At 73.0% G+C, this 26,673-nt stretch carries 17 protein-coding genes; 3 read left to right on the forward strand and 14 right to left on the reverse strand.

Translation table 11 applies throughout. The features are described from left to right. Window positions 1–186: 186 nt before the first annotated feature. The 4 genes from ACFW9D_RS01785 to ACFW9D_RS01800 all read right to left on the reverse strand — a co-directional run bounded on the left by ACFW9D_RS01785 (window position 187) and on the right by ACFW9D_RS01800 (window position 3,772). The gene (locus ACFW9D_RS01785) at window positions 187–510 is read right to left on the reverse strand and encodes a hypothetical protein (RefSeq protein ID WP_384616689.1); all 324 of its coding nucleotides are present in this window, start codon (window positions 508–510) and stop codon (window positions 187–189) included. Further along, the gene (locus tag ACFW9D_RS01790; RefSeq protein WP_188336983.1) at window positions 507–875 is read right to left on the reverse strand and encodes a WhiB family transcriptional regulator; all 369 of its coding nucleotides are present in this window, start codon (window positions 873–875) and stop codon (window positions 507–509) included. The genes ACFW9D_RS01785 and ACFW9D_RS01790 overlap by 4 nt, the downstream gene beginning before the upstream one ends. A gap of 187 nt (window positions 876–1,062) precedes the next feature. Next, window positions 1,063–1,386 (reverse strand): hypothetical protein, encoded by a 324-nt coding sequence (locus ACFW9D_RS01795; RefSeq protein ID WP_188336984.1) that lies wholly within the window; start codon window positions 1,384–1,386, stop codon window positions 1,063–1,065. A gap of 163 nt (window positions 1,387–1,549) precedes the next feature. Then, entirely contained in the window at window positions 1,550–3,772 is a 2,223-nt protein-coding gene (locus ACFW9D_RS01800) for an ATP-dependent DNA helicase UvrD2 (protein ID WP_384616691.1), read from the reverse strand. Between the two features lie 174 nt (window positions 3,773–3,946). On the opposite strand from ACFW9D_RS01800, the gene ACFW9D_RS01805 reads away from it, so the two are divergent. Then, a complete protein-coding gene (locus tag ACFW9D_RS01805) occupies window positions 3,947–4,192 on the forward strand; it encodes a mycoredoxin (protein WP_188336986.1) in 246 nt (81 codons plus the stop codon). Between the two features lie 57 nt (window positions 4,193–4,249). On the opposite strand, the gene nudC is transcribed toward ACFW9D_RS01805, so the two are convergent. The 5 genes from nudC to ACFW9D_RS01830 form a co-directional block, all read right to left on the reverse strand. Beyond that, window positions 4,250–5,209 (reverse strand): NAD(+) diphosphatase, encoded by a 960-nt coding sequence (nudC, locus tag ACFW9D_RS01810; protein ID WP_188336987.1) that lies wholly within the window; start codon window positions 5,207–5,209, stop codon window positions 4,250–4,252. A gap of 97 nt (window positions 5,210–5,306) precedes the next feature. Next, window positions 5,307–6,719, reverse strand: coding sequence for a dipeptidase (locus ACFW9D_RS01815; protein ID WP_384616693.1), 1,413 nt, complete (start codon window positions 6,717–6,719; stop codon window positions 5,307–5,309). A gap of 10 nt (window positions 6,720–6,729) precedes the next feature. Next, entirely contained in the window at window positions 6,730–10,272 is a 3,543-nt protein-coding gene (locus ACFW9D_RS01820) for an ATP-dependent DNA helicase (protein WP_384616694.1), read from the reverse strand. A 63-nt stretch (window positions 10,273–10,335) separates the two neighbouring features. Then, entirely contained in the window at window positions 10,336–13,815 is a 3,480-nt protein-coding gene (locus ACFW9D_RS01825) for an ATP-dependent helicase (protein WP_384616696.1), read from the reverse strand. Window positions 13,816–14,204: 389 nt separating this feature from the next. Beyond that, window positions 14,205–14,570, reverse strand: coding sequence for an MGMT family protein (locus tag ACFW9D_RS01830; protein ID WP_384616697.1), 366 nt, complete (start codon window positions 14,568–14,570; stop codon window positions 14,205–14,207). A 200-nt stretch (window positions 14,571–14,770) separates the two neighbouring features. On the opposite strand from ACFW9D_RS01830, the gene ACFW9D_RS01835 reads away from it, so the two are divergent. Next, complete coding sequence (locus ACFW9D_RS01835) at window positions 14,771–17,488, forward strand: lysylphosphatidylglycerol synthase domain-containing protein (protein ID WP_384616698.1); 2,718 nt, start codon at window positions 14,771–14,773, stop codon at window positions 17,486–17,488. Between the two features lie 84 nt (window positions 17,489–17,572). Further along, a complete protein-coding gene (locus ACFW9D_RS01840) occupies window positions 17,573–19,120 on the forward strand; it encodes an alpha/beta hydrolase (RefSeq protein WP_384616699.1) in 1,548 nt (515 codons plus the stop codon). A 302-nt stretch (window positions 19,121–19,422) separates the two neighbouring features. Here the strand turns inward: ACFW9D_RS01840 and moeZ are convergent, their stop codons facing one another. From moeZ to ACFW9D_RS01865, 5 genes are all read right to left on the reverse strand, one after another. Next, window positions 19,423–20,601 (reverse strand): adenylyltransferase/sulfurtransferase MoeZ, encoded by a 1,179-nt coding sequence (gene moeZ / locus ACFW9D_RS01845; RefSeq protein ID WP_188336994.1) that lies wholly within the window; start codon window positions 20,599–20,601, stop codon window positions 19,423–19,425. Window positions 20,602–20,664: 63 nt separating this feature from the next. After that, window positions 20,665–21,414: a spherulation-specific family 4 protein gene (locus ACFW9D_RS01850; RefSeq protein WP_188336995.1), complete on the reverse strand. Its 750-nt coding sequence runs from the start codon at window positions 21,412–21,414 to the stop codon at window positions 20,665–20,667. Next, window positions 21,402–22,370: an NAD-dependent epimerase/dehydratase family protein gene (locus ACFW9D_RS01855; protein ID WP_384616700.1), complete on the reverse strand. Its 969-nt coding sequence runs from the start codon at window positions 22,368–22,370 to the stop codon at window positions 21,402–21,404. Before ACFW9D_RS01855 ends, ACFW9D_RS01850 begins: the two co-directional genes overlap by 13 nt. Window positions 22,371–22,645: 275 nt before the next feature. After that, window positions 22,646–23,944, reverse strand: a complete 1,299-nt coding sequence (locus tag ACFW9D_RS01860) for a hypothetical protein (RefSeq protein ID WP_384616702.1) — start codon at window positions 23,942–23,944, stop codon at window positions 22,646–22,648. A 449-nt stretch (window positions 23,945–24,393) separates the two neighbouring features. Then, window positions 24,394–26,565, reverse strand: coding sequence for a DUF3492 domain-containing protein (locus ACFW9D_RS01865; RefSeq protein ID WP_384616740.1), 2,172 nt, complete (start codon window positions 26,563–26,565; stop codon window positions 24,394–24,396). Window positions 26,566–26,673 lie beyond the last annotated feature (108 nt).

The following is a 26,673-nucleotide window of genomic DNA, read 5'->3' on the forward strand; positions in this document are numbered from 1 at the left end:
CAGCGGCGCCCCGCGGCCAGACTCTGCGGCGGTGGTTCTGGCGCGGCCGCCGCCCGCCGGGGGGCGCCGCGCGCGGCCCCCCCCCCCCCCCGGTACCGCCGCTCACCGCGGCGGCTGTCGTCGGCACGGTGGTGCCGCGTGAGCTGTCACTGCGCAGCCGTCGCGGTCACCGCCTGACGGCGATCGTCACTGCATGACGGCCATCGCGAGCGCGCGGCGGGCACGCCGCGACGCGCGCTCGGCGCGCCGCTGCATGCGGCGGGCGATCACCAGGCGCATGGCCTGGCGCTCCGCCTCCGCCTCGCTCAGGCGCTCGTGCATATGCGCACGCGCCATGGCTTCTGGAATGAGTTGCATCTGTCGGGTCCTGTTCTGGCGCGAGTCGGTCGCACCGGGCGTGGTGAAGTCTGGGATCGCGGAGCCGGCGGGCTCGCTCGTGGACGGCTTCATCGGGGCCTGCTTCTTGGGGTCGTGCGTCAGGGGGCGGTCGATCGTTCCTCGGGCGTTCATGCCGCGACCGGGTTCTTGCGCGGACGTCCACGCGGCCGCTTGCGGGCCACGACGACACCCTGGACGAACAGCTCGCCACCCCAGACGCCCCACGGCTCACGACGCTCCTTGGCGCCGGCGAGGCAGGCCTCGACCAGCGGGCAGGTGCGGCAGAGCGACTTGGCGTACTCGACGTCCGCCGGGGACTCGGCGAAGAAGACCTCCGGGTCGTAGGCACGGCAGGGGACGGGTACGCCGAGGTTCTCGATGGCGTCGTCGAGCGCGGTGAGCGCGGTGAGGGGGTTCAAGGTGAGGTCCTCCGTGAGGCCGGGCGGGGAAAGAGTGTCTGAAGGCGGTACGGACGGGGCGTGCGCTTCGAGTTGCACGGTGTTTTCTTCCTCGTCTGGTCGTTCCGGCCGGTGGGCCGGGTGGCGGTGGTACCGGGTTCTTTTCTTGTCCCGAGGCCCCTTCGTGCTGGGTCCCCGGAAGGTCTCTGGATCTTCCGGGAAAACAGAAGGGCCGCGGATCCCGGATGGGGTTCCGCGGCCCTGAAGGCGCCGGTCTGATCGTCGATCAGACTGGATCACTCCAGGGTTCGAGCCCACGGAAGGCCCACATCGTGTGGTGGTGCGTCGTCTGCTTCCGGAATCCGGCACCGGCCGCCGCAAAGGCATAGGCCTGAGCCTGTGCCGTCGCTACCGCTTCCGGTGCCTTGGTCGGTCGCTCATTGCCCTCGCGAATGGGAAGACCCGCGAGGGACAGGCCGGACTCCGGACGCATGGCGCTGACGCCAGACAGACCGGTGCCCAGGTTCGAGAAGCCGAGCAGGCAGGAAGCGACGACCGAGCGATCGGTCATTTTGACGGTGCTGATGGAGCTGGTGGTGATGCTGATCACTGGAATCGCCTCCTCTCGGCGTCTCGGGGACCGGTGCGAACCGGTCCGACGGCTTTCAAGTACAGCACGGAACCAGGGCCTTCGAGAAGGCCGCTGCTTTCGTGCTTTAGAACCTATGGGGATTGCTGGGGCATGCGCAAACTATTTTTTCGACGAGTTTGAATCAGTCCTCCTCGTCGGCTCCTCCAAGCTCGTCCTCCACGATCCGACCTGCGCAGATGGCGAGGACGTCGGATCCGTAGGCCCGGAACTTCCGCAGGCCGACCCCGGGGATCCGGGCCAGCTCGCCCTCGTCCTCGGGCGCGGCCTCGGCGATCGCGATGAGGGTCTTGTCGGTGAAGACGCAGAACGCGGGCTGTCCGAGGCCCTCCGCGGTGCGGGCCCGCCACTGCACGAGCCGGTCGTGGAGCCCCTCGTCCATGTCCGACGGGCAGTCCTCGCAGCGCATCAGCTTCATCTCGGCCGCGTCCAGGGTGCGGCCGCACATCCGGCAGCGGGCCACCTTCCGGTCGGCTCTGCGGCGGGCGGCGGCGAGCGGCTCGCGGGCTCCCGCCCGCGTTCTCGTCCCGAGCTCGACGCCGCCCGGGCCGCCGCCCGCGCCGCGGCGCCCGGAACCGCTGGAGCCGGGACGCAGGCCGTCGAGGAAGCGGCTGGCCCTGCGGGTGGGCCGGCCGCCGGGCGAGCGCGAGAGGGCCCACGACAGGCTCAGGTGGTGGCGGGCGCGGGTGACGCCGACGTAGAGCAGGCGCCGCTCCTCCTCGATCTGCTCGTCGGTCTTGGCGTAGGTGATCGGCATCATGCCCTCGGCGACCCCGACCAGGAACACGGCGTCCCACTCGAGGCCCTTCGCGGCGTGCAGCGAGGCGAGGGTGACGCCTTCCACGGTGGGGGCGTGCTGGGCGTTCGCCCGCTCGTCGAGCTCGGCCACGAAGTCGGCGAGGCCGGCTCCCTCGTGGGCCTGCGCGAAGTCCTCGGCGAGGCGGGCCAGCGCGGCGAGGGACTCCCAGCGGTCGCGGACGGCCCCGGAGCCGGCGGGCGGCTCGCTGGTCCAGCCCTCGCCGGAGAGGACGGCTCTGACCTGCGAGGGCAGGTCGACGGCCGCGTCGAGCCCCGAGTCGTTGCCCCCGAAGCGGGCTGCCGCGCGCAGGGCGTGGCCCGCCTTGCGCACCTCGGCGCGCTCGAAGAACCGCTCGGCGCCGCGCAGCTGGTAGGGCACACCGGCGTCGGCCAGGGCCTGCTCGTAGATCTCGGACTGGCCGTTGGTCCTGAACAGGATCGCGATCTCGCCGGCGGACACCCCGGAGGCGATGAGCTCGCGGATGCGGTGGGCCGCGCCCTCGGCCTCGGCGGGCTCGTCGACGTACTCGGTGTAGACCGGCTCGGGCCCGGCGTCGCGCTGCGAGATCAGCTGGAGGCGGTGCTCGGCGGCGCGGCCGGACGCCCGCTCCAGGACCCCGTTGGCCAGGTGGACGACCTGGGGGGAGGAGCGGTAGTCGCGCACCAGCTTGACGACGGTGGCGCCGGGGTGGCGGGTGCGGAAGTTGAGCAGGTGGTCGGGGGTGGCGCCGGTGAAGGAGTAGATCGTCTGGCTGGCGTCACCGACCACGCACACGTTGTCCCGGTCGCCGAGCCACAGGTCGAGCAGACGCTGCTGGAGGGGGCTGACGTCCTGGTACTCGTCGACGACGAAGTGCTGGTACTGGGCGCGGACCTGGTCGGCGATGTCGTGGCGGTCCTGGAGGATGCCGACGGTGAGCAGCAGCACGTCCTCGAAGTCGATGACCGAGCGGTCCCGCTTCAGGGTTTCGTAGTCGCCGTAGATCTGGGCGATCTCGGCCGGATGGCGGGGGCTCTCGCGGCCGGCCTTGTGGGCCGCGGCCGCGTAGTCGGCGGGGACGGTCTGGGTGACCTTGGCCCACTCGATCTCGGCGGCGACGTCGCGCAGCTCGCCGCGGTCCAGGCGGATCCGGCCGGCCGTGGCGGCGTCGGCGACGAGCTGGATCTTGCGGTCGACGATCCGGGGCAGGTCGCCGCCGACGGCCTTGGGCCAGAAGAACTGGAGCTGGCGCAGGGCGGCGGAGTGGAAGGTGCGGGCCTGCACTCCCCCGGCGCCGAGCTGGCGCAGCCGGCCGCGCATCTCACCCGCGGCCCGGTTGGTGAACGTGACGGCGAGCACGGTGTTGGGCTGGAGGATCCCGGCGCGGACGCCGTAGGCGATGCGATGGGTGATCGCGCGCGTCTTGCCCGTGCCGGCGCCCGCGAGCACGCACACCGGACCGTGCAGGGCGGTCGCCACGGCGCGCTGCTCGGGGTCGAGGCCCTCGAGCACCGCGTCGGCCGATTCCGGGACCTGCGGGAACAGGGTGGAGTGCGTTGCTGCTGTCACCCCGCCATGCTGCCAGGTCGGCGGGGGCGGGTGCGTCGCGTTGTCCACAGGCAGGCACCGCTTGTCGTACTGATGCGCCCGGCGGTGCGACCGGCGGGCGGGAATGGTCGCCGCCTCGCGTACGTTCGACCCATAGCGAACACGCACTCCCCGCCACGAAGGAGCACAGGACACATGCAGCCGGGCACTGTGACGATGTACAGCACCACCTGGTGCGGCTACTGCCAGCGACTGAAGAAGCAGCTGGACCGCGAGGGCATCGGGTACACCGAGATCAACATCGAGCAGGACCCGGAGTCCGCGGCCTTCGTCGAGAAGGCGAACGGAGGGAACCAGACGGTGCCCACCGTCCTCTTCGCCGACGGTTCGACGCTGACCAACCCTTCGCTGGCGCAGGTCAAGCAGAAGGTCGGCGCCTGAGACCGGGGCGTCCGACACCGGGTCCGAGGCGTGGATCACGCCTCGGACCCTGAGCACTCAGAGTGCGTCGCTGGGCTTCGGCAGGGGCTTGCCGTACCAGAGCTCGATGAGGCGGGCCGCGATCGAGATCCCGTAGGGAGGCATGACCTCCCCGGACTCGAACGCGGCCCGCAGGTCGTCGCGGGAGAACCAGCGCGCCTCGTGAATCTCGTCACCGTCCACGTCGATCTCCGTCGACGTGGCGTGCGCCATGAAGCCGAGCATCAGGCTGGACGGGAACGGCCAGGGCTGGCTGGCGACGTACTCGACCTCGCCGACCAGGACGCCGGCCTCCTCGAAGACCTCGCGGCGCACCGCCTGCTCGATGGACTCGCCGGGCTCGACGAAGCCCGCGAGCGTGGAGAAGCGGCCCTCGGGCCAATGCACCTGACGGCCGAGCAGCACGCGGTCCTGCTCGTCCGTGACCGCCATGATCACGGCCGGGTCGGTGCGCGGGTAGTGCTCGGCCCCACAGGCCGGGCAGCGGCGGATGTGGCCCGCGGCGGCGATGACGGTGCGTTCGCCGCAGCGGGAGCAGAAGCGGTGCAGTCGCTGCCAGTTCTCCAGGGCGACGGCGTGCACCATGAGGCCGGCGTCCCGGGGCGAGAGGAGCATGCCGGCCTCGCGCAGTCCGGCGGGGCGCGCGGACTGGTCCATGCGCCCCGGAAGGGTGTCCTTCTGCAGCGCGAAGTAGCTCACGCCGTCCTCGTCGGTGCCCAGGAAGTAGCGGTGGGCCTCGGTGAGAGGGGCTTCGAAGGACGGCGTCATGACCAGTTCGGTCGCGCCGTCCGGCGTCTCGTCGATGAGCGCCTGACCACCGGAGACCACGAAGACCCGGGTGCTGGGGTGGCTCCACGCGGCGGCGAGCCATGCCTCGTCGAGGCGGTGGTGCGCCGCGCGGTCGATGCCGCTCGGCGCGGCGAGCGAGAGCGGCCGGCCTGCGGCGAGATCGGCGGTGCGGTCGGTCCAGGTGGTCACGGGTGCTTCCAACTCCCCCGGTGGAATGGGTGGTTCGCGGGCGGTTCAGCAGGACGTACGACGGGGCGGGCGCGGGGTGTCCCGTTCGGGACGCGGTTCAGGATGCATCTGCCCAGTTCTCCGCGAGATCGCCCCACAGGTAGGCGGTTGTTTCGACGCCCTTCATCAGGAGGTCGAGTTCGACCTTCTCGTTGGGCGCGTGCCAGCCGTCGGAGGGGACGGAGATGCCCAGGAAGAGCACCGGGGCTTCGAGGACGTCCTGCAGGTCGGCGGCGGGTCCCGAACCGCCCTCGCGCGTGAAGCGGATCTTCTGTTCGAAGGCCTGGCCCATGGCCCGGACGACGGACTGGAGGGCCGGGTGGTCGAGCGGGGTGAGGCACGGCCGGGTGGCCGCGCCGAAGGTGATCTCGTGGCGGATCCCGGCGGGCACCTGCTCGGCGACCCAGGCCGCGACGGCCTTCTCCACCAGGTCCGGGTCCTGCCCGGCGACCAGCCGGAACGAGAGCTTCAGCATGGCCGAGGCCGGCACGATCGTCTTGCCGCCGGGGCCCTGGTAGCCGCCGCCGATCCCGTTGACCTCCGCGGTCGGGCGGGCCCAGATGCGTTCCAGGGTGGTGTGTCCGGCCTCGCCGTGCGTGGCGCGGGACTTGGCCGTGCGCAGCCACCGCTCCTCGTCGAAGGGCAGCTCCGCGAAGAGCTCCCGCTCGCGGTCGGTGAGCTCGACGATCCCGTCGTAGAAGCCGGGGACCGCCACGCGCGCGTCCTCGTCGTGCAGGGCGGCGACGAGGCGGGCTGCGGCCGCCGCCGGGTTCGGCACGGCTCCGCCGAAGGATCCGGAGTGGATGTCCTGGTCGGGTCCGTACAGCTCGATCTCGCAGTCGGCGAGGCCACGCATGCCGGTGCACACGGTCGGGGTGTCCTCGGACCACATGCCGGTGTCGGAGACGATCACGGCGTCGGCGGCCAGGCGCTCGCGCTGCGCCTCCACGAGCGCGCGAAAGTGCGGCGAGCCCGACTCCTCCTCGCCCTCGATCAGCAGCTTCAGGTTGACCGCGGGGGCCGTGCGGCCGGTGGCGTGCAGGTGGGCGCGCAGTCCCAGTGTGTGGAAGAACACCTGCCCCTTGTCGTCGGCCGCTCCGCGCGCGTGGAGCCTGTTGCCGATGACCACCGGCTCGAACGGCTCGGTGTCCCAGCCGTCCTCGCGGGCGGCGGGCTGCACGTCGTGGTGGCCGTAGACGAGGATCGTGGGGGCCTGCGGATCGCCCGAGGGCCACTCGGCGAAGACGGCCGGGGCGCCGGCCGTCTCCCAGACCTCGGTGGTCGGGAAGCCCGTCCGCGCGAGCTGCCCGGCGAGCCAGTCGGCGCTGCGCCGGACGTCCGGTGCGTGGTCGGGCTGGGCGGACACGGAGGGGATCCGCAGCCAGGCGGCGAGGTCGTCGAGGAAGGCCTCGCGGTGGTCCTGGATGTACGCACGGACTGTGCTGACGGCGCTGTCAACGGGCTTGCTCATGGCCACGAGCCTAATCCCCCACCCGAGTGCGCTCGTCGGGCGGCTCCTCGACGGCCTGCGGTTCCTGGGTGAGGAGCCGCTCCAGCTCGGCCCGGCCGGGCAGCCGCCGCGGCCGTACGGTCTCCCCGCTGCGCACATATAGGAAGGCGGCGTCGACCGCCTCCAGGGGCACGCCCTGCTGCTCGGCCCACGCGAGCCGGTAGACGGCGAGCTGCAGCGGGTCCCCGTTCTGCCGGTGGCCGGTCTTCCAGTCGACGATCTCGTACGTGGCCGTCTCGCCGTCGCCCGTCTTGTAGACGGCGTCGATGCGGCCCCGGACGACGCGGCCCGCGACGGCCAGCTGGAAGGGCAGCTCGACCCGGTAGGGCGTGCGGTGCGCGTACGGGGTGCGCTCGAAGGCGTCCTTGAGCGTCTCCAGGTCGCGCTCGTCGGCGATCTCGGCGTCGCTGCCGGGCAGCTCCTCCGGCTCGATCATGGGCAGCCGCAGTGCTTCGAAGCGGGACTCGATCCAGGCGTGGAAGCGGGTGCCCCGGCGCGCGGCCGGCTGGGGCGGGTGCGGCATCGGGCGGGCCAGCTCCTGGGCGAAGGCGTCCGGGTCGGCCGCCATGCGCATCAGCTGGGACGCGGTGAGGGAGTGCGGCACGGGTACCTCGCGCACGCCGGCGCGGGCGCGCAGCAGCTCGCCGGTGAGGGCGTCGAGGTCGCGGTCCCAGGAGGCGATCGTGCGGGCCTCCTCCGGGGTGAGCTCGGGCTCCGGGGCGGCGGCGGGGTGCGGCACCACGGGGGCGTGCCGGGCGGGCACGCGCGTGGGCGTGGCCGGGTCCGGGTCCGGGTGGGGCGTGGGGTGCGGGAGCGCGGGCCGTTCGGCGATCAGGCTGTCCCAGTCGAACGCGTCGTCGGTGTCGTCGGCGTCGTCACCGAACGGGAACGCCTCGTCCTCGTAGGGCGGCAGGGCGTCGTCGAGCTCGTCGTCGGCGGGCGGGGGCGGCCAGTCGGGGTCCTCGAAGGGCGGCTCCTCCTCGCCGGCGGAGTGCGCGCCCTGTGAGGCCGTGGCGCGCTCCAGATGGGCGAGGACCGTGTCGGCCGCGGCCCGGCGGCGGGCCAGGGACGCGTCGTCCAGCGGCAGCGGCCAGGCGTGCTCGCTCGCCGCCTCCTGGAGGGCCGGGTTCTCCTCGTCGTCGGCCGGCTCGTCCGCCCAGGCCTCGATCTCGCCGTACCCGGCGGCGCAGTGGTCGTACAGGGCGTGGAGGAAGTCGGAGGGGCCGCGCTTGCGCTTCTGGGAGGGGCCCCACCAGTGCCCGGAGCCGAGGAGCAGCGAGCGGGGGCGGGTGAACGTGACGTATCCGAGGCGCAGTTCCTCGGTGTGCTGGTGGTCCTTCATGTCGGCGTGGAAGGCCTTCATGCCCTTGGCGTCCCACGTCTCGATGTCGGGCAGCGTGGCGGCGTCGCCGCGCAGCGCATGGGGCAGGACGCGGCCCTGGGCGGTCCACTTCTCGCGGCCCTGGCCGCTGGGGAAGGTGCCGTTGACGAGGCCTGGGACGACGACCACGTCCCATTCGAGGCCCTTCGACTTGTGGGCGGTGAGGACCTTCACCGTGTTCTCGCCGCCCGGCAGCGCGTTGTCGAGGCCCTTCTCGTACTGGGCGGCGGTGCGCAGGAAGCCGAGGAAGGCGAGCAGGGTCGCGGAGCCGTCGTCGGCGGCGAAAGAGGCAGCGACGTCCAGGAAGTTCGACAGCGTCTCGCGGCGGCGGGCCGCCAGGGCGTGCGGGGACGCGGAGAGTTCGACCTCCAGTCCGGTGACGGCCAGGACGCGGTGCAGGACGTCCATGAGCGGGTCGGACAGCGAGCGGCGCAGGTCGCGCAGTTCAGCGGCGAGGCGGGCGAAGCGCACGCGCGCGTCGGCGGAGAACGGCAGCCCGTCGTCGTCCCCGTCGGCCTCCGCGGAGGTCTCCAGGAACGTGTCGAGCGCGTCCGCCAGCGATATCACCTCGGAGGGGTCGACCCCCTCGACGGCCTCGGCGAGGCGACGGTCCGGGTCGTCCTCGGCGCCTGCGCGCGAATGGGAGACCAGGAGGCGGGCCCGGCGGCCCAGGAGGGCGAGGTCGCGGGGGCCGATCCGCCAGCGGGGGCCGGTCAGCAGGCGGACCAGCGACGCGTTCGCCCCCGGGTCCTGGAGGACCTCGCAGACGGCGACGAGGTCGGCGACCTCGGGCAGGTGGAGGAGGCCGGAGAGGCCGACGACCTCGACGGGAATGTCGCGGGCGACGAGCGCGCCCTGGATCTCGGCGAAGTCGGACGCGGTACGGCACAGGACGGCGATGTCGCCCGGCTCCTTGTCGGCGCGCACGAGCCGGTCGACGGAGTCGGCGATCCAGTCGATCTCCTCCTGGTGCGTGCGCAGCAGGGCGCAGCGCACGGCGCCCGCGCCCTCGGCGTCGGGTGCCGGGCGCAGGGCCTCCACGCCCGCGTGCATGGCGCGCAGCGGCTCGGCCAGTCCGTTCGCCAGGTCGAGGAGGCGGCCGCCGCTGCGGCGGTTCTCGCTCAGGGCGAAGCGGGTGGCGGGGCTGCCGTCGGCGTACGCGAAGTGCTGCGGGAAGTCGTCGAGGTTGGCGACCGAGGCGCCGCGCCAGCCGTAGATGGCCTGGCATGGATCGCCGACGGCGGTGACGGCGTGGCCGGTGCCGCCGCCGAACAGGCCGGCGAGCAGGAGCCGCTGGGCGACCGAGGTGTCCTGGTACTCGTCCAGGAGCACGACGCGGAACTCGTCGCGCAGGATCTCGCCGACCTCGGGGCGGGTGCCGGCCAGGGTCGCGGACAGGGCGATCTGGTCGCCGAAGTCGAGGACGTCGCGGGCGCGCTTGGCCGCCCTGTAGTGGCCGACGAGCTCGGCCAGTTCCAGGCGGGCGGCGGCGGCCTCGGGGACCTTGCGCAGGTCCCCGTTGCTCAGCTTGACGTCTTCCAGGGAGCGCACGAGCTCCCGGTCGTGGGCGCGCAGCCGCTCGGGGGTGACGAGGTGCTCGGCCAGCTCTCCGTCCAGGGCGAGCAGATCGCTGACGAGGTCGGCGAAGGAGCGGGTGAGGGCGGGGTACGGGCCCGGCGCCTCGCGCAGCACGCGCGCGGCGAGCTGGAAGCGGGTGGCGTCGGCGAGCAGCCGTGTGGTCGGCTCCAGCCCGATGCGCAGGCCGTGATCGGTCAGGAGGCGGCCGGCGAACGCGTGGTAGGTGGAGATCACGGGCTCGCCCGGAGGGTTGTCCGGGTCGATGACGTCCGGGTCGGTGACGCCCGCCTTGATCAGTGCCTTGCGGACGCGCTCGGCGAGCTCGCCCGCCGCCTTGTTCGTGAACGTGAGGCCGAGGACCTGCTCGGGCGCGACCTGCCCGGTGCCGACCAGCCAGACCACGCGCGCCGCCATCACCGTCGTCTTGCCGGAACCAGCTCCGGCCACGATCACCTGCGGGGCCGGCGGCGCCGTGATGCAGGCCGTCTGCTCCGGGGTGAAAGGGATGCCGAGCAGCTCCTTGAGCTGCTCGGGATCGGTGAGGCGTGTGGTCACCTCATCGAGGCTAACGGGCCCCACTGACAGCCCCGGGCCGTCGGGGCACGGCCGAGGCGCACGTCACTCGACGACGTGGCGGCCCTCGGGGCGCGCGCTGCACGAGGCGCGGAACGAGCAGTGCGTGCAGTGCTGTCCGGTGGTGGGGGCGAAGCGCTCGTCGAGGACCTTGCCGGCGGCGGTGGCGAGGAGGTCGCCGACCCACTCCCCTTCCAGCGGCTCCTGCGCCTGCACCTTGGGGCGCGTCTCGCCGCCGTCCTTCTTCGCCGCGCCCTGGCGCAGCTGCACCAGTTCGGCCCCTCCCGGCCGGGGGCGTACCCCGTCGAAGGCCTCGTCGACGGCGCCCTCGCGGACGGCCAGCTGGTACACGGCGAGCTGGGGGTGGCGGGCGACCTCGGCGGCGCTGGGGGCGGCCTTCCCCGTCTTGAAGTCGACCACGTAGGCGCGCCCGTCGGCGTCCTCCTCCACGCGGTCCATGGAGCCGCGGATGCGTACTTCGTAGGAGCCCGCTTCGAGCGTCACGTCGAAGTCGTGCTCGCTGGCGACCGGGGTGCGGCCGCCGCGGTCGGTGACGTGCCACTGGAGGAAGCGCTCGAGCGCCACGCGCGCGTTCTGCTTCTCCTGCTCCGACTTCCAGGGCGCGTCGAACGCGAGGGCGTCCCAGACGGAGTCGAGGCGCTCCATGAGGACGGCGAGATCGGCCGGGGTGCGTCCGGAGGCGACCTCGTCGGCCAGGACGTGCACGACGTTGCCGAAGCCCTGGGCGGCCGTGGCGGGGGCGTCGGCCTTGACCTCACGGCCCAGGAACCACTGCAGGGCGCACGTGTTGGCGAGCTGGTCCAGGGCGCTCCCGGACAGCACGACGGGCTTGTCGCGATCGCGCAGCGGGACCTTGCTCTCGGTCGGCTCGTACAGGCCCCACCAGCGGTACGGGTGGGCCGAGGGCACGAGGGGGCGGCCGTCGTCGTCGCTGAGGGCGGCGAGGCGGGCGAGCCGGCGGGCGGCGGCCTCGCGCAGTCCGTCCGACACGCGCGGGTCGACGGTCGTGGCGCGCAGCTCGGCGACGAGGGCGACCACGGACAGCGGGCGGCGGGGGCGGCCCGTGACGTCCTTGGGCTCCACGCCGAGCTCGGTCAGGAACCGGGAGGGCTGGTCGCCGTCGTCCGCGGGCGCCTTCACCGCGGTGACGACGAGGCGCTCCTTCGCGCGCGTGGCGGCCACGTAGAAGAGGCGTCGCTCCTCGGCGAGGAGGGCGCCGGGGGTGAGCGGTTCGGCGAGCCCGTCGCGTCCGATGCGGTCGGCCTCCAGGAGGGAGCCCCGGCGGCGCAGGTCGGGCCAGAGGCCCTCCTGGACGCCGGCCACGACGACGAGGCGCCATTCGAGGCCCTTGGAGCGGTGCGCCGTCATCAGCCGCACGGCGTCGGGACGCACGGCGCGGCCCGCGAGGGTGTCGGCGGCGATGTCCTGGGCCTCGATCTCCTCCAGGAAGTTGCGGGCGCCGCGGCCGCCGGTGCGCTCCTCCGCGCGGGAGGCGACGGCGAACAGGGCGCACACAGCGTCGAGGTCCCGGTCCGCGTTGCGGCCCGCCGCGCCGCCGCGCCGGGCGGCCCGTTCGAGGCGCTGCGGCCACGGCGTGCCGTTCCACAGCTCCCAGAGGGCCTCTTCGGCGGTGCCGCCGGCGGCGAGCCCGGCGCGGGCGCGCGCGAGGAGCTCGCCGAGGCGCTGCGCTCCGCGCGCGTAGGCCGGGTCGTGCAGGGCGAGCCGCTCCGGCTCGGCGAGCGCGCGGGCGAGCAGCTCGTCGGAGGGCGGCGGCACCGCATTGCCCGCGGACCGCTCGTCCTCGCGCAGGGCGCGGCCCAGGCGGCGCAGGTCGGCGGCGTCCATGCCGGCCAGCGGGGACGCGAGCAGCGTCAGCGCCGTCTCGGTGTCCAGCCAAGGCCGGGGCTCGTCACCGGAGCCGTCTGCGGGGAGGCCGTCCGCGCGCTCTTCGCCCGCCTGGTCTCGGTCCGCGGGAGTGCCGTCTGTCGGGTCGCCGTCCGCGCGGGCGCCATCCATCAGGTCACCGTCCGCGCAAGCGCCGCCCGTCAGGTCCTCGTCCGCGCGAGCGCCGTCGGTCAGGTCACCGTCCACAGGGGCGCCATCCGTACCGGCGTCCTCTGTCAGCGCGCCGTCCACAGGGCCGCCGCCGTCCGCCTCCTCCTCCACCGGCCCCCGCGCGACCGCCTTGAGGGCCGTCAGGAGCGGCATGACGGCCGGTTCGTGGCGCAGCGGCAGGTCGTCGCCGTCGATGTCGAGCGGGACGCCGGCCGCCGTCAGGGCGCGCCGGATCGCCGGGATGCTGCGGGCGCCCGCGCGCACCAGGACGGCCATGTCGCTCCAGGCGACGCCGTCCTCCAGGTGTGCGCGGCGCAGGATGTCGGCGATGTTGTCGAGCTCGGTGCCGGAGGTCGGGTACGTGTAGACCTCGGTCGTGCCGCCGTCGCGGACCGGCGTCAGTTCGCGGTGGGCGCGGACCTTGTCGGCGGGCAGCCGGGTCAGCGGCATCCGCTGGGTGAGGCGCCGCGTCGCCTCCAGGAGACGCGCGCCCGAACGCCGTGACGTGGTGAGCACTTCCACGCGCGCGGGCGTGCCGTCGGCTCGGGGGAAGGCGTGCGGGAAGTCGAGGATGCCGTTCACGTCGGCGCCGCGGAACGCGTAGATCGACTGGTCCGGGTCGCCGAACGCGACCAGGGTGCGTCCCTGCCCCGCGAGCGCGTGCAGCAGCCGCACCTGGGCGGGGTCGGTGTCCTGGTACTCGTCGACGAACACGGCGTCGTACTGGGTGGCCAGCTGCGCGGCGACGTCCTGGCGGCGGGCGAGGAGCACGGCGCGGTGGACCAGTTCGGCGTAGTCGAGCACGCCCTGCATGTCGAGGACGTCCAGGTACTCGGCGAGGAAGGTGGCGGCCGCGCGCCAGTCAGGGCGGCCGATCCGGTGTGCGAAGGCGTCCAGGGCGGCCGGTCCGAGGCCGAGCTCGCGGCTGCGGGCCAGGACCGCGCGGACCTCGTCGGCGAACCCGCGCGTGGTGAGGCAGGCGCGCAGTTCGTCGGGCCAGCGCACATGGGCGAGCCCGGCCCGCTCCAGGTCGATCTGGCCCGCGAGGAGCTCTCGTACGGTGACGTCCTGCTCGGGGCCGGACAGGAGTCGCAGCGGCTCGGCGAAGAGGTCCGTGTCCTGGTGGGCGCGGATCAGCGCGTAACAGAAGGAGTGGAACGTCGTCGCCTGCGGTGCGCGTGCGGCGCCGATGCGTAGCGCCATGCGGTCGCGCAGCTCCACGGCCGCCTTCCGGCTGAACGTGAGGACGAGGATGCGTCCCGGCGCGGTGCCCTGCTCGATGCGGGCGGAGACGGCCTCCACGAGGGTCGTCGTCTTGCCCGTGCCCGGCCCGGCGAGGACGAGAAGCGGGCCGTGGGCATGGTCAACCACCGCACGCTGGCGTGCGTCCAGACGAGGGGGGTCCACCGGGGCCCGCGGCGTGCGCACCAGCCGGTACGCGCCGGGCATCCCCTGTCGAACCTGGTGGTGCGACAGGTGCCGGGGGGACGAGGAGGAACTCACGTGGATCGCTGGTCCTGGTGGGTGTGCAGGTGGTCGAAGGGCCGTGCGCGCAGGGCGGCGGCCGGGGGGTGAAGGAGGTGACTGCCATCGACGGTGCCGTCGACGCTACGCCGTCGAGTGTGGCGGAAGCCGGACTTCCGGCGCGCCTCCCGTGTCGTTTCCGGAGCAGGTGTGCCGCGTCTCACGGGCGGACCCGTGCCGTCTCCCACGACCGGCCGCGCCGGCCGTGTGTCGCGTCTCACGAACGGGCGCCGACGCCGCGAAGTGCCCCGGACGCCCCTTTTCCCCCGTACGGGCCACCGCCGGCTCGCCCGCGCGCGGGTCGGCCGAAGCGGTCACCTGTGAGCTTCCGCACGGGTCTCGCCGTCCCATCGCGCGCGCTTCATGTCGAGGCGCGGCAGGTGCCCTTCGGCGGCTCTGGAGGCCTCCCGCAGGGGTGTGCCCTCGTCCCTGTAGTGACCCAGCGCGCGCAGTTCGTGGCCCGGGAGCAGGTGCCCGTCGGCGCGCACGACACGCCACCAGGGGACGGCGCCCCCGTAGAGGGACATCACGCGCCCCACCTGGCGCGGCCCGCCCTCCTCCAGCCATTCGGCGACGTCCCCGTAGGTCATGACCCGCCCGGGCGGGATCAGCTCGGCGACCTCGAGGACGCGCTCGGCGTACTCGGGAAGCTCACCTGCCGCATCGCTCTCCTCGCTCATCCGGCCCATCCTGCCGCACGGCACCGACAACATGGAGGGACGTACGAAAGGCCGCCTGGAGAGTCGTACGAGAAGGCGCTTGCCGACGACTCCGTAGTTGTCGAAAGCACCCTGATACCCCCCGACGACGACGGGGCATGCCACCATCGTGCGGGCGGTGACTGGTGATACGAGATCAAGAAGAGACGACGGAGCAGAGCGTGCACCCCGAGAAGGCGGAGGGCTCCTCTGTGACACCGGCGCGCCCTGAGGACCCGGCCGGGCAGGCCGCGGACGACAAGCACGAAGAGCCGCTCCACGATCCCGGAGCCGACCAGGTGGACGGCGACGAACCGCTGCTCCCCGCGCGCGTGCACCGCCCTTCGGACCTCATGCGGCTCCTGGTGGGGCTGCTCGCGATCGTCGTCCTGCTCGGCATCGCGGCGTTCGCCCACGCCACGACGACGGGCTTCGCCCAGGACATCAACAAGGGCACGGGGCAGGCCCCCGACCTGCTGACCAAGTTCGCGGGGCTCGCGTCGAGCATCGCGATCCTGCTCGTGCCGGTCGCGTTCGCGATCGAGCGGCTCATCAAGCGGGACGGGCTGCGCATCGCGGACGGCGTGCTGGCCGCCGTGCTCGCCCACGGCGTGACGCTGGCCACCGACCTGTGGGTCGCCAAGGCAGCGCCCGAGTCCATCCAGGACGCGCTCACCAAGGTGTCGCCGGGCGACATCCATGCGCTCACGGACCCGGTGCACGGCTATCTGGCGCCCGTCATCGCCTATATGACGGCCGTCGGCATGTCCCGGCGACCACGATGGCGTGTCGTCCTGTGGGTGGTGCTGCTGCTCGACGCCTTCGCGATGCTCGTCACCGGCTACACCACACCGTTCTCGATCATCCTGACGATCCTCATCGGCTGGACCGTCGCCTACGGAACGCTGTACGCGGTCGGCTCCCCCAACGTGCGCCCTACGGGGCAGACGCTGCTGGCCGGCCTGCGGCACGTCGGCTTCCACCCCGTGAGCGCGTCCCGCGAGGAGGCGCACGAGGGGGCCACGGAGAACGGCGATCGCGGTCGGCGCTATTTCGTCACCCTGGAGGACGGTCCGCCGCTGGACGTCACCGTGGTGGACCGGGAGCAGCAGGCCCAGGGTTTCTTCTACCGGGTGTGGCGCCGGCTGACGCTGCGCGGCATCACCCAGCGCCGCAGCCTCCAGTCGCTGCGCCAGGCGCTGGAGCAGGAGGCGCTGCTCGCCTACGCGGCGATCTCGGCCGGGGCGAACGCCCCGAAGCTGATCGCGACGTCCGAGCTGGGCCCCGACGCCGTGATGCTCGTCTACGAGCACATCGGCGGCCGGTCCCTGGACGCGATGCCGGACGAGGAGATCACGGACGAGCTGCTGCGCGAGACCTGGCACCAGGTGCAGGCGCTGCAGTCGCGGCGGATCGCGCACCGCAGGCTCGCGGGCGACGCGATTCTGGTGGATCGTTCCGGCACGGTGATCCTCACCGACCTGCGCGGCGGTGAGATCGCGGCGAGCGATCTGGTGCTGCGCATGGACGTCGCGCAGATGGTCACGACGCTCGGACTGCGCGTGGGCGCCGAGCGGGCCGTCGCGTCCGCGGTCGGCATCCTCGGCCCCGACACGGTGGCGGACTGTCTGCCGCTGCTGCAGCCGATCGCGCTCACCCGCTCCACCAGGGCGACGCTGCGCCGCCTCGGGCGGGAACGGGCTCAGCGCGAGCGTGAGGCCGTCCTGGAGGCCGCCGACCGCGCCAGGGAGGCCCGGCAGGCCGCCGCGGCCGAGAACGGCGAGGCGCAGCAGTCCGTACGGGCCGAGAAAAAGAACGAGAAGAAGAACGAGAAGGCCGAGCGGCAGGCCCAGAAGCGGGCGATCGACGAGGCGCTCGACGAGGCCCGCGAGGAGGACCTGCTCACCCAGATCCGCCACCAGGTGCTGCGGATCCGCCCCCAGGCGCCCGTCGAACCGGCCCGCCTGGAGCGCATCAAGCCGCGCACCCTGATCAGCTTCATCGCCGGCGCGATCGGCGCGTACTTCCTGCTCTCCCAGCTCACCCACATCGACTTCGCGTCGATCGTCGGCGAGGCGGAGTGGGGCTGGGTCGGGCTCGCCGTGGTGTTCTCCGCGCTCAGCTACGTGGCGGCCGCGATGAGCCTTCTGGGCTTCGTGCCGGAACGCGTCCCCTTCATGCGGACCGTCGCCGCCCAGGTGGCCGGCTCCTTCGTCAAGATCGTGGCCCCGGCCGCGGTCGGCGGCGTCGCGCTCAACACGCGCTTCCTGCAGCGCTCGGGGGTCCGCCCCGGACTCGCGGTCGCCAGTGTGGGCGCCTCCCAGCTGTTCGGCATGGGCAGCCACATCATGCTGCTGCTGACCTTCGGCTATCTGACCGGTACGGAGAAGACGCCTTCCCTGTCGCCGTCCCGGACGGTCATCGCGGGTCTGCTGACGGTCGCCGTGCTCGTCCTTGTGGTGACGTCGATCCCGTTCCTGCGGAAGTTCGTCGTCACGCGCGTGCGCTCGCTCTTCGCCGGTGTGGTGCCGCGCATGCTCGACGTCCTGCAGCGGCCCCGCAAGCTGCTCACGGGCATCGGCGGAATGCTGCTGCTGACCGCCTGCTTCGTGATGTGCCTCGACGCGTCGATCCGCGCCTTCGGGGACGAGACGACGAGCCTGAGCCTGGCGAGCGTCGCGGTCGTGTTCCTCGCGGGCAACGCACTCGGTTCGGCCGCCCCGACACCAGGTGGTGTGGGTGCCGTCGAGGCGACGCTGACCGTCGGTCTGATCGCGGTCGGTCTGCCCAAGGAGGTCGCGGCCCCAGCGGTGCTCCTGTACCGGCTCCTGACCCTGTGGCTGCCGGTGCTGCCCGGCTGGCTGTTCTTCAACCACCTCACCCGCAAGGGCGCCTTGTAGGAGAACCGGGTCCCGGGCCGCGGTTCCTCACCCGCACAGACCGCAGCCCGAGCGCCCGGCACCCGGCCGCCGCAGGATGGACGCATGCCCATTCCGTCCCGCCCCCGCGCCGCTGCCCTGGCCGTCTCCGCCGCGCTGCTGTCCACGTCGCTCGCGGCGTGCGGCGGCGACTCCAAGGACGACGTGGATCTCCCGTCCCAGACGTTGAGCTGGAAGGACTGCCCCGCCCCTTCGGAGTCCGAGGGGGGCGGCGAGCCGCCGTCCCCGCTGCCCGGCGGAACCGAGTGGCAGTGCGCCACGATGAAGGCGCCGCTCGACTGGGACGACCCCAAGGGCGACACGATCGACATCGCGCTGATCCGCGCCGAGGCGAGCGGCGCAGAGGACAAGCGCATCGGCTCGCTGATCTTCAACTTCGGCGGCCCCGGCGGCTCGGGCGTCACCACGCTGCCCGCCTTCGGCACCGACTACGCGAAGCTGCGAACCCGCTACGACCTGGTCAGTTTCGACCCGCGCGGGGTGGGGCGCAGTGCCGGCGTCGAGTGCGAGGACGCCGAGCAGCTCGACAAGTACTTCCAGCAGGACTCCACGCCCGACGACGAGGCGGAGCGCCAGAAGCTCGTCGACAACGTCTCGGCGTTCAACGGCAACTGCGAGAAGCACTCCGGCAAGGTCCTCCCCCACGTCCGCACCACCGACGCGGCCCGCGACATGGACCTCATGCGCCAGGTCCTGGGCGACGACAAGCTGCACTACTTCGGCATCTCCTACGGCACCGAACTGGGCGGCGTCTACGCGCACTTGTTCCCGAAGAAGGTGGGCCGGGCCGTGTTCGACGGCGTCGTCGACCCCACCGAGGACCCGGAGCAGGGCTCGCTCGGCCAGGCCAAGGGCTTCCAGCTCGCTCTCGACAACTACGCGAAGGACTGCACGTCCCAGGTCGAGGACTGCCCGGTCGGCGACACGCCCCAGGACGTCAAGGACAAGATCGCGAAGCTGCTGCGGGACCTCGACGAGAAGCCGATCCCCGGGATCTTCCCGCGCGACCTGACGCAGACCGCGGCCACGAACGGGATCGCCCAGTCCCTCTACTCGAAGGACTTCTGGGAGTACCTCACGGAGGGCCTGCAGCAGGCGTACGACGGTGACGGCAAGGTGCTGATGATGCTGTCCGACTCGATGAACGGGCGCAACGAGGACGGGCAGTACAGCAACATCCAGGCCGCGAACGTCGCGATCAACTGCGCCGACGACAAACCCCGGTACACGCCGCAGGACGTCGAGGAGAAACTGCCCGAGTTCCGCGCCGCGTCCCCGCTGTTCGGCGACTACCTCGCCTGGGGCATGCTCGGCTGCACCGACTGGGCGGTCGGCGGAGCGGCCGACCACCCCGACGTGAGCGCCGCCGGCTCCGCCCCGATCCTCGTCGTGGGCAACACCGGCGACCCGGCCACGCCGTACGAGGGGGCCCGCAAGATGGCGCAGGCGCTGGGCTCGGGCGTCGGGGTCGAGCTGACGTACAAGGGGCAGGGGCACGGGGCGTACGACAGCGGGAACAAGTGCGTGTCCGGGGCCGTGAACCGGTATCTGCTCGAGGGGACGGTCCCGAAAGAGGGAACGGTCTGCTCGTGATCATGGAGTTATCCACAGGCCGGAGCGGAGGTCGGGCGGGACTCCTAATCTGACGTCGTCGGTTCGCGATCGGGAGCGGCCGGCGCAGGTCAGGACGGGTCGGGGGAGACGACACATGCGTGCGGAGACGATGGCCGGGGCGATGGCGGTGGCGGTGCGGCGACGGGGGTGTCGAATACGGACATGCGAAACGGGCCCCGCGCTCGATGCGCGAGGCCCGTCCGTGTCGATCGGTGTCCCGATCGGTGAACCAGCCGATGGACCGGCAGACGAAACGACTGACGGAACGGCCGATGGACCGGTCAGTAGATCGGCTTCTCCGGCTCGATCTGGTTGACCCAGCCGATCACGCCGCCACCCACGTGCACGGCGTCCGCGAAGCCCGCGGACTTCAGCACGGCGAGAACTTCCGCACTGCGGACACCCGTCTTGCAATGCAAGACGATCTTCTTGTCCTGCGGGAGGCTCTCCAGAGCGGTGCCCATGAGGAACTCGTTCTTGGGGATCAGCTTGGCGCCCGGGATCGAGACGATCTCGTACTCGTTCGGCTCGCGGACGTCGATGATCTCGATGTTCTCGTCGTCGTCGATCCACTCCTTGAGCTGCTTGGGAGTGATCGTGGCGCCGGCGGCCGCCTCCTGGGCCTCCTCGGACACGACGCCGCAGAAGGCCTCGTAGTCGATGAGCTCGGTGACGGTCGGGTTCTCGCCGCAGACCGCGCAGTTGGGATCCTTGCGGACCTTGACCTGGCGGTACTGCATCTCCAGGGCGTCGTAGATCATCAGGCGGCCGACGAGCGGCTCACCGATGCCGGCGAGAAGCTTGATGGCCTCGTTGACCTGGATGGAGCCGATGGACGCGCAGAGCACACCCAGGACGCCGCCCTCGGCGCAGGAGGGGACCATGCCCGGCGGCGGGGGCTCCGGGTACAGGCAGCGGTAGCACGGCCCGTGCTCGGACCAGAAGACCGAGGCCTGGCCGTCGAAGCGGTAGATGGAACCCCACACGTAGGGCTTGTTGAGCAGCACACACGCGTCGTTGACGAGGTAGCGCGTCGCGAAGTTGTCCGTGCCGTCGACGATCAGGTCGTACTGGCTGAAGATGTCCATCACGTTGTCGGCCTCGAGCCGCTCTTCGTGCAGGACCACGTTCACGTACGGGTTGATGCCGAGGACCGAGTCCTTCGCGGACTCCGCCTTGGACCGGCCGATGTCGGCCTGGCTGTGGATGATCTGGCGCTGCAGGTTCGACTCGTCGACCTCGTCGAACTCGACGATGCCGAGCGTGCCCACGCCGGCCGCGGCCAGGTACATCAGGGCCGGCGATCCGAGGCCGCCGGCGCCCACGGCGAGCACCTTGGCGTTCTTGAGCCGCTTCTGCCCGTCCATCCCGACATCCGGGATGATCAGGTGGCGGGAGTACCTGCGGACCTCGTCTACGGTGAGCTCAGCAGCTGGCTCGACCAGGGGTGGCAGCGACACGGGGACTCCGTTGGTCGGTATCTACGTACGGTTGTTCCGTCAGTAACACTGCCACGCCCTCCTTCATTCCGAGACACCCGGTCCGATCCGCGAGACAATTTCGTCCCAGTACCCGGGCATCGACTCCCAGGCCGTGCTCGCGCCGCCCCGTTCCGTGCGGTCGGTGAAGTAGATGGTGCCCGCGCCCTGCCAGCGCGCGATGCGCAGCGCCTCGTCGAGATGGCCGCGCGGCATGCCGTGCACGAAGTGGCAGAAGCGCTCCGGCGGGTACTCCGCCGTCCATTCCGCCACCTGCGACCAGCGGTAGTCGCTCCAGGCACCGGAGAAGGTGACCAGCTGGTCGGCGTTCTCGGCGTATCCGGGATAGGGGTGGGTGCCGTGGCCGAGCACGATGTACGCGTCGTCGATCAGGGCGCGCAGGGTCGTGACGGTCCGCCGGACCTCGGGCAGTGCTGCCCGCTCCGTGGGACAGCGGTCCAGATGGAAGCCGTCCACCCGGTACCAGTCGAGGTAGCGGTGGGCGTCGGAGACCAGTTCGCCGAAGGAGCGGGCTCCGTAGGTCAGGTCGAGGTGACCGAGAACACGTACGCCCGCGTTCCGCAGCCGGCCCACCGCTTCCAGGCAGTGCGGGTCGGGGCGGGTCCCGGGGCCGTGCGCCACGTTGAGGACGACCCAGTGCAGCGGGGTCGAGGGCCGGGTCAGTTCGGCCCACTCGGCGGGGGCGACCAGGGGGTGGGCGAACCCGGGGATGCCGAAGCCGAGACGTACATCGGTGCTCGACAGGCCGGTCGCGGTCGGAGTCAGATACGGCATGCCGCCTCCATCCAGATGTCGGCGAGGGATTCTTCGAGGTTGATGCGGGGACGCCAGCCGAGCCGGTCGCGCGCCGTGCGCACGTCGGCCTGCTGCCAGCTGCCGCAGCCGTCGGGGTACGGGTACGCGGCGGGCGGGCTGTGCATCCCGTGCTCGGACTCGCCGCGCGGGTGGCCGACGGCCGGCCGCAGTGCGGACGGCGGGCCGTCGAGCTCGTGCAGCGCGCCACCGAAACCGGCGACGCGCGCGAGCACGGCGGCGGCGTCCCGCAGGCGCACGGCGCGGCCGGAGCCGATGTTGATCACGCCTTGTGCGGCGGACAGCGAGGCGGCGTGCACGGCTCGGGCCACGTCGCGGACGTCGATGAAGTCGCGCTGGACGCCGAGGCCGCCGAGCTTCAGCTCCCCGTCGCCCGCCTGCATCGCGCGGCGCATGGCCTCCGCGAGCCTGCCCAGCGGGGACCCGGCGGGGGTGCCCGGGCCGGCCGGGGAGAAGACGCGCAGGACGACGGCGTCGAGGCCGGAGCCCAGGACGAGTTCGGTCGCGGCGAGCTTGCTGACGCCGTACGGGCCGCCGGGCCGGGGCACCGCGTCCTCGGCGGTGGACGAGCCGGGCTGCGAGGGCCCGTACTCCGCGCCGCAGCCGATCTGTACGAGGCGGGCTCCGCAGCCGCTGCGGCGCAGGGCTTCGCAGACGGTGGCGACGGCGACGGTGTTGTGCCGGGTCAGTTCGCGGGCTCCGCCGCGGGTGGCGCCGGCGCAGTTGATGACGACCCCGGGATGGACGGCGTCCAGGAAGCGGGTGAGCGCGCCGGGGCTGCCGGTGGCGAGGTCGAAGCGGACGTCGGCGTCGTCGCCCCGGCCGAGCGCGGTGAGCTGCACGGCGGGGTCGGCCAGGAGACGGTCGGCGACGAAGCGCCCCAGGTACCCGTTGGCCCCGATCAGCAGAACCCTCATCGGTCGCCTCCCGGAGTCCGTGCTCCGTCGTGCGCTCCGCACGCCGCGCGCCGGGCGCTCGGCTGGTGGGGTGCGCGCCGACCGTGAGGTCCGGAGTATCCGGCGTATCCGGTGCCTCCGGGAGGAGGGGTGGTCATCTGGCGTTCTCCTTATGGGTGTTGCCGTGGTTCGTCGGGTGGGCCCGCGGTGTCGGCCCCGCGGGCGGAGGGAGGTTCCGGTCATGCGGTGAGCGGGAGGTGCGAGGAGGTCGCGTGCTCGGCAGGGCCGGTCCGTGGTCATGGGGCGGCGCCCGCCGTGGCGTCGGGGCCGGCGTGGGCGGAGGCCTGGGTCAGGGTTCGGCCCGCGTGGGCGAGGAGCGCGAGGGCGGCGACGGTGCAGGCGATGGCCGGTACGACGCCGGTGCCGGCCGTGTCGACGAGCGTCTCCACGGGCGCGCCGGCGAACTCGCAGCCGGGCAGCCGGGCCGCGAAGACCATGGAGACGGCCAGAGCCTCGACGGCCGCGGCGGCGCCGAGCACGACGGCGGGGGCGTGCGTACGGCCGTGCGCGGCGAGCAGTCGGGAAAGGAGGAGCAGGACGCCGAGGGAGGTCGTGCCCGCGTAGTCGATGTCCTGGTCGAGCACGGCGCCGGCACCGGCGAGGAGTGCCGCCAGGATCACAGCGAACAGGAGGACGCAGCCGAGGAGCAACGGGCGGGCGGAGGCGGCGAATTCGGCGAGCCCCCGGCTGGTGGCGAGCCGCCGCCGGGCACCGGCCATGAACAGGTAGGCGCACAAGGTGCCGGGCGCGACGCTCACCGCGAGGGCGAGCAGGGGCGCGGTCGCCGGGGACCAGGCTTCGTCGGGGCCGCCGGCGAGGGCCTCGGAGAGAAGGCCGTCGCCGAGTGTGGCGTAGGTGAGCAGCCACCAGACCCACAGGCCGGTCGACGGGGCGGGCGGTCCGTCCCCGGCGCGGAGCGGGCCACGGCGCAGTGCCGCCCGCAGCGCCGCGCCGACGACCAGGACCCCGGCGCAGCCCAGGGTGAGCCGGGCGACGCCGCTCGTGTTCTCCACCGCGAACAGGGTCAGCGCGCCCACGACACCGGGCAGCAGGGCGAGTACGGCCCAGGTGCCGCGCGGGCCGGTGCGGCCGGGCGGGGCCGTGGGGTGCGGTTCGACGGGGTCGCCGGTGCGGGGGACGCGGGCGTACATCTCCTCGGCCAGGGAGAACACGTCCTTGTGGCGGTAGCGGGCGGCGGTCCGGTCGGTGACCCCGCGGGCCTCCAGGCCGGCGGCGATCTCCAGCGGGTCGACGGCACGCTCACACAGGTCGCGGTGCCGGTGCATCAGCACTTTGACGGGGTCGGCTCCGGAACGACGTTGCGGTGTACGGGAGTTGGGGGTGGTTCGCTCGGCGGATCTCTCGACGGGCCGCTCGGCTGTGCGGGTCACGGAGGCCCCGGAGACGTCGGGCTCGGGGGCAGTGTGCGCACGCTCGACGGGCCGCTCGGCGGTGCGAGTCGCGGAGGCCCCGGAGACATCGGGCTCGGGGGCGTTGGGCGCACGCTCGACGGGCCGCTCGGCTGTGCGGGTCACGGAGGCCCCGGCGCCGCGCGCGGCGTCCCGGGCCTCCTCCTGGGCGCCGGCCCTCGCGGCTCGGGCTCCTTTCGGGGAGGCTTCGGGCTCGGGGGCGGTTTGCGCGGAGGCGCTTGCCGCGGGGGTGCTTGCCGCGGGGGTGCTCGGCTCCGGGGCCCCCGACGCGGGGCCGCTCGGCTCGGAGACCCCCGACACGGAGTCGCTCGGCTCGGAGACCCCCGACGCGGAGTCGTTCGGTCCGGGGGCACTCGGCTCGGAGGTGTCCGGCGCGGGGGCGGCCGCCTCGGCGGTGTCCGGCGCCGCATCGGCGGACGGGTTGGGCAAACGATCCGCCCCGGTGCCAGAGCCCGATTCCGGCTCGCCGGTCGGCGTCCAGGCGACGGGCCCGACCGGAGCCTCGGGCACATCGGTTCCGACGCCGCCCGTGGGGGCCACGCCCTCGCGCCCGCTCATGCCTCACCCTTCCCGCAGCCAGGGGTGGCCCCGGCCAACTGTTCGTACTGCTCGTGCTCTCCGCCCCCGGCCAGGGCGCCCGGGCCCGGTTCGACCCAGCCGGGCGCGTCCGTCGCTTCGGGACGCTCCGCGAGCCAGGGCTCTCCGACGGCGCGCGCGGCCGGGGCCGTCCACCGGCCGGGCACGTGGGCCTCCAGCGGGTGGGCGAAGGGCAGGGGCTCGCCCGAGTCGTCCAGGGCCTCCCGGCGGACGGGGCAGCGCGACACGATCTCCAGGTAAATGCCGCGAAATGCCGCGACGTTCTGTTCGACGGTGAAGAGTTCCAGGGCGCGGGCACGGGCCGCGGCGCCGAGCCGCTCGCGGCGCTCGGGGTCGCGGAGCAGCGCGACGCAGGCCTCGGCGAGCGCCCGGGGATTGCGCGGTGGCACGACGAGCCCCGTGCCACCGATGACCTCGACGACGGCGCCCACGTCGGTGGAAACGGTGGCGCGCCCGCAGAACATGGCCTCGACCAGGCTGATCGGGAAGCCCTCGACGACGCTGGACAGGACGACGACACTGCCCGCGCCGTAGGCGTCGGCGAGGTCAGGGGCCTCGGGGCTGCCGAGTTCCTCGAAGGAGACGGGGTTCTCGCCGACGGCGTGCAGCCCTTCGGCCTCGTCGGGGAAGAGCTGCGCGGCGAGGGCCTTGCAGTGCCCGAGATAGGTCTCGGCCCCCATCTCCGCCGCACCCGCGAACCCCACCTCGGCCCGCCCCGCACCCCCGCCACCACCAGCCCCACGCACACCACCGACGCCAACACCCATGCCACTCACGCCACTTACGCCACCCGCGCCGCCGAAACCACCCGCACCAGTCGCACCCCCCAGGCCGCCAAAGCCACCCAGGCCGCCAAAGCCACCCACACCCCCCGCACCACCGGCGCCGGCCACACCCCCGGCCAAGAACCCACCACCGGCCGGACCCCCAGCTCCAGCTCCAGCTCCAGCTCCAGCCCCCACCCCCACCGGCACCGCCCCCACGATCCGCAGCCGCGCCTTCGGCTCCTCCTTGCGGATCTCGGCGAAGGCGTGCAGGAGGGAGATGAGGTCCTTGGACGGTTCGATGCGGCCGACCCAGACGAGCGTGTCGGGCTCGCCCGGATCCTCCCGCTCGCCCACCTCGGCGAAGCGCGAGGCCTCCATGCCGGGGTGGACGGTGCGGAGCTTGGCGCGGTCGGCGCCGCAGCGCTCCTGCCAGCGTCGCGCGTGGGTGTTGCCGGGCGTGATGAGCGCGGCCTCGCGGTAGACCTCGGCGGCGAGCCGGCCGTGGAAGGCGGCGAGCAACGCGCGTACGGGAGCGCTGAGTTCGGCGTCTCCGGCGGCGATGTAGCGGGCCCGGAGCTGGACCCCGTACTCGGTGACGAGCAGCGGGACGCCGAAGAAGCGCTTGGCGACGAGGCCCGGCAGCGCGGCGGAGCCGCCCGAGGTTGCGTGACAGAGGTCGACGGCACCGAGCCCGCCGCCCCCGGCCGAGCCGGCGGCGGAGGCGTCGTCGTACCAGTCGAGGGAGAGCGGCCGCAGCGCGCGCTCCAGGTGTCCGGTGAAGGCGAGCAGGTCGGGGACGCGGGCGGCCCGGACGGCGCGCTGCGCTCCGGGCGCACGACAGGCGCGCTCCAGGATGCGCACAGCGGCCTCGGAGCGCAGCGCGGGACCCAGCACGCCGTGGTCCCGGGCCAGCTCAGCAAGCCCGTAGAGCGCGCAGGCGAAACGGTCCGCCTCGACATCAGAGCCGCCAGACCCCACAGAACCACCGGAACCGTCAAGGCCACCGGAGCCACTGGAACCGCCGGAGCCCCCGAGAAGATCGGAGGAGACACCGGCGCCGCCGGAGCGCACGATCGCCGTCACGAGCTCTCCGTAGAGCGTGGCGAAGCGGCGACGCGCCCGTCGGCCGATGGCGGGACCGAGGGCGCCGTCATCGGCGCCGGTCCACAGCGGCGCGGTCCGCACCCGGCTGACCTGCGGAGGGAGTTCGATCCAGCCCGCGTCCTCCTGGGCCTGGCTGCGACTGAGCGCGTAGATGTCGAACTCGTGCTGCTCGAGCCCGCGCACAAGCCGGTCGCACCAGAGTCTGGCCTCACCGCTCACATACGGATAGCCACCCTCGGTCAGCAGTCCGATGCGCACGCGCACACCCCCGATCTCCCTCTCGGTGAGCGCCCCTACTGCGCCGGCGGCTCCGCGCGCGCCACCTATACTCCCAAATCGGGAGGCTCATAATAACCAAAACCCACC

The sequence above is a fragment of the Streptomyces sp. NPDC059524 genome, assembly GCF_042749255.1.
Lineage (GTDB): Bacteria > Actinomycetota > Actinomycetes > Streptomycetales > Streptomycetaceae > Streptomyces > Streptomyces xanthii.

Excerpts from the sequence above, each read along its gene's own strand:
- ACFW9D_RS01785 (WP_384616689.1), bottom strand. The coding sequence starts at position 510 with ATGAACGCCCGAGGAACGATCGACCGCCCCCTGACGCACGACCCCAAG.
- ACFW9D_RS01805 (WP_188336986.1), top strand. The coding sequence starts at position 3,947 with ATGCAGCCGGGCACTGTGACGATGTACAGCACCACCTGGTGCGGCTAC.
- ACFW9D_RS01815 (WP_384616693.1), bottom strand. The coding sequence starts at position 6,719 with ATGAGCAAGCCCGTTGACAGCGCCGTCAGCACAGTCCGTGCGTACATC.
- ACFW9D_RS01825 (WP_384616696.1), bottom strand. The coding sequence starts at position 13,815 with ATGCCCGGCGCGTACCGGCTGGTGCGCACGCCGCGGGCCCCGGTGGAC.
- ACFW9D_RS01830 (WP_384616697.1), bottom strand. The coding sequence starts at position 14,570 with ATGAGCGAGGAGAGCGATGCGGCAGGTGAGCTTCCCGAGTACGCCGAG.
- ACFW9D_RS01840 (WP_384616699.1), top strand. The coding sequence starts at position 17,573 with ATGCCCATTCCGTCCCGCCCCCGCGCCGCTGCCCTGGCCGTCTCCGCC.
- ACFW9D_RS01850 (WP_188336995.1), bottom strand. The coding sequence starts at position 21,414 with ATGCCGTATCTGACTCCGACCGCGACCGGCCTGTCGAGCACCGATGTA.
- ACFW9D_RS01855 (WP_384616700.1), bottom strand. The coding sequence starts at position 22,370 with ATGAGGGTTCTGCTGATCGGGGCCAACGGGTACCTGGGGCGCTTCGTC.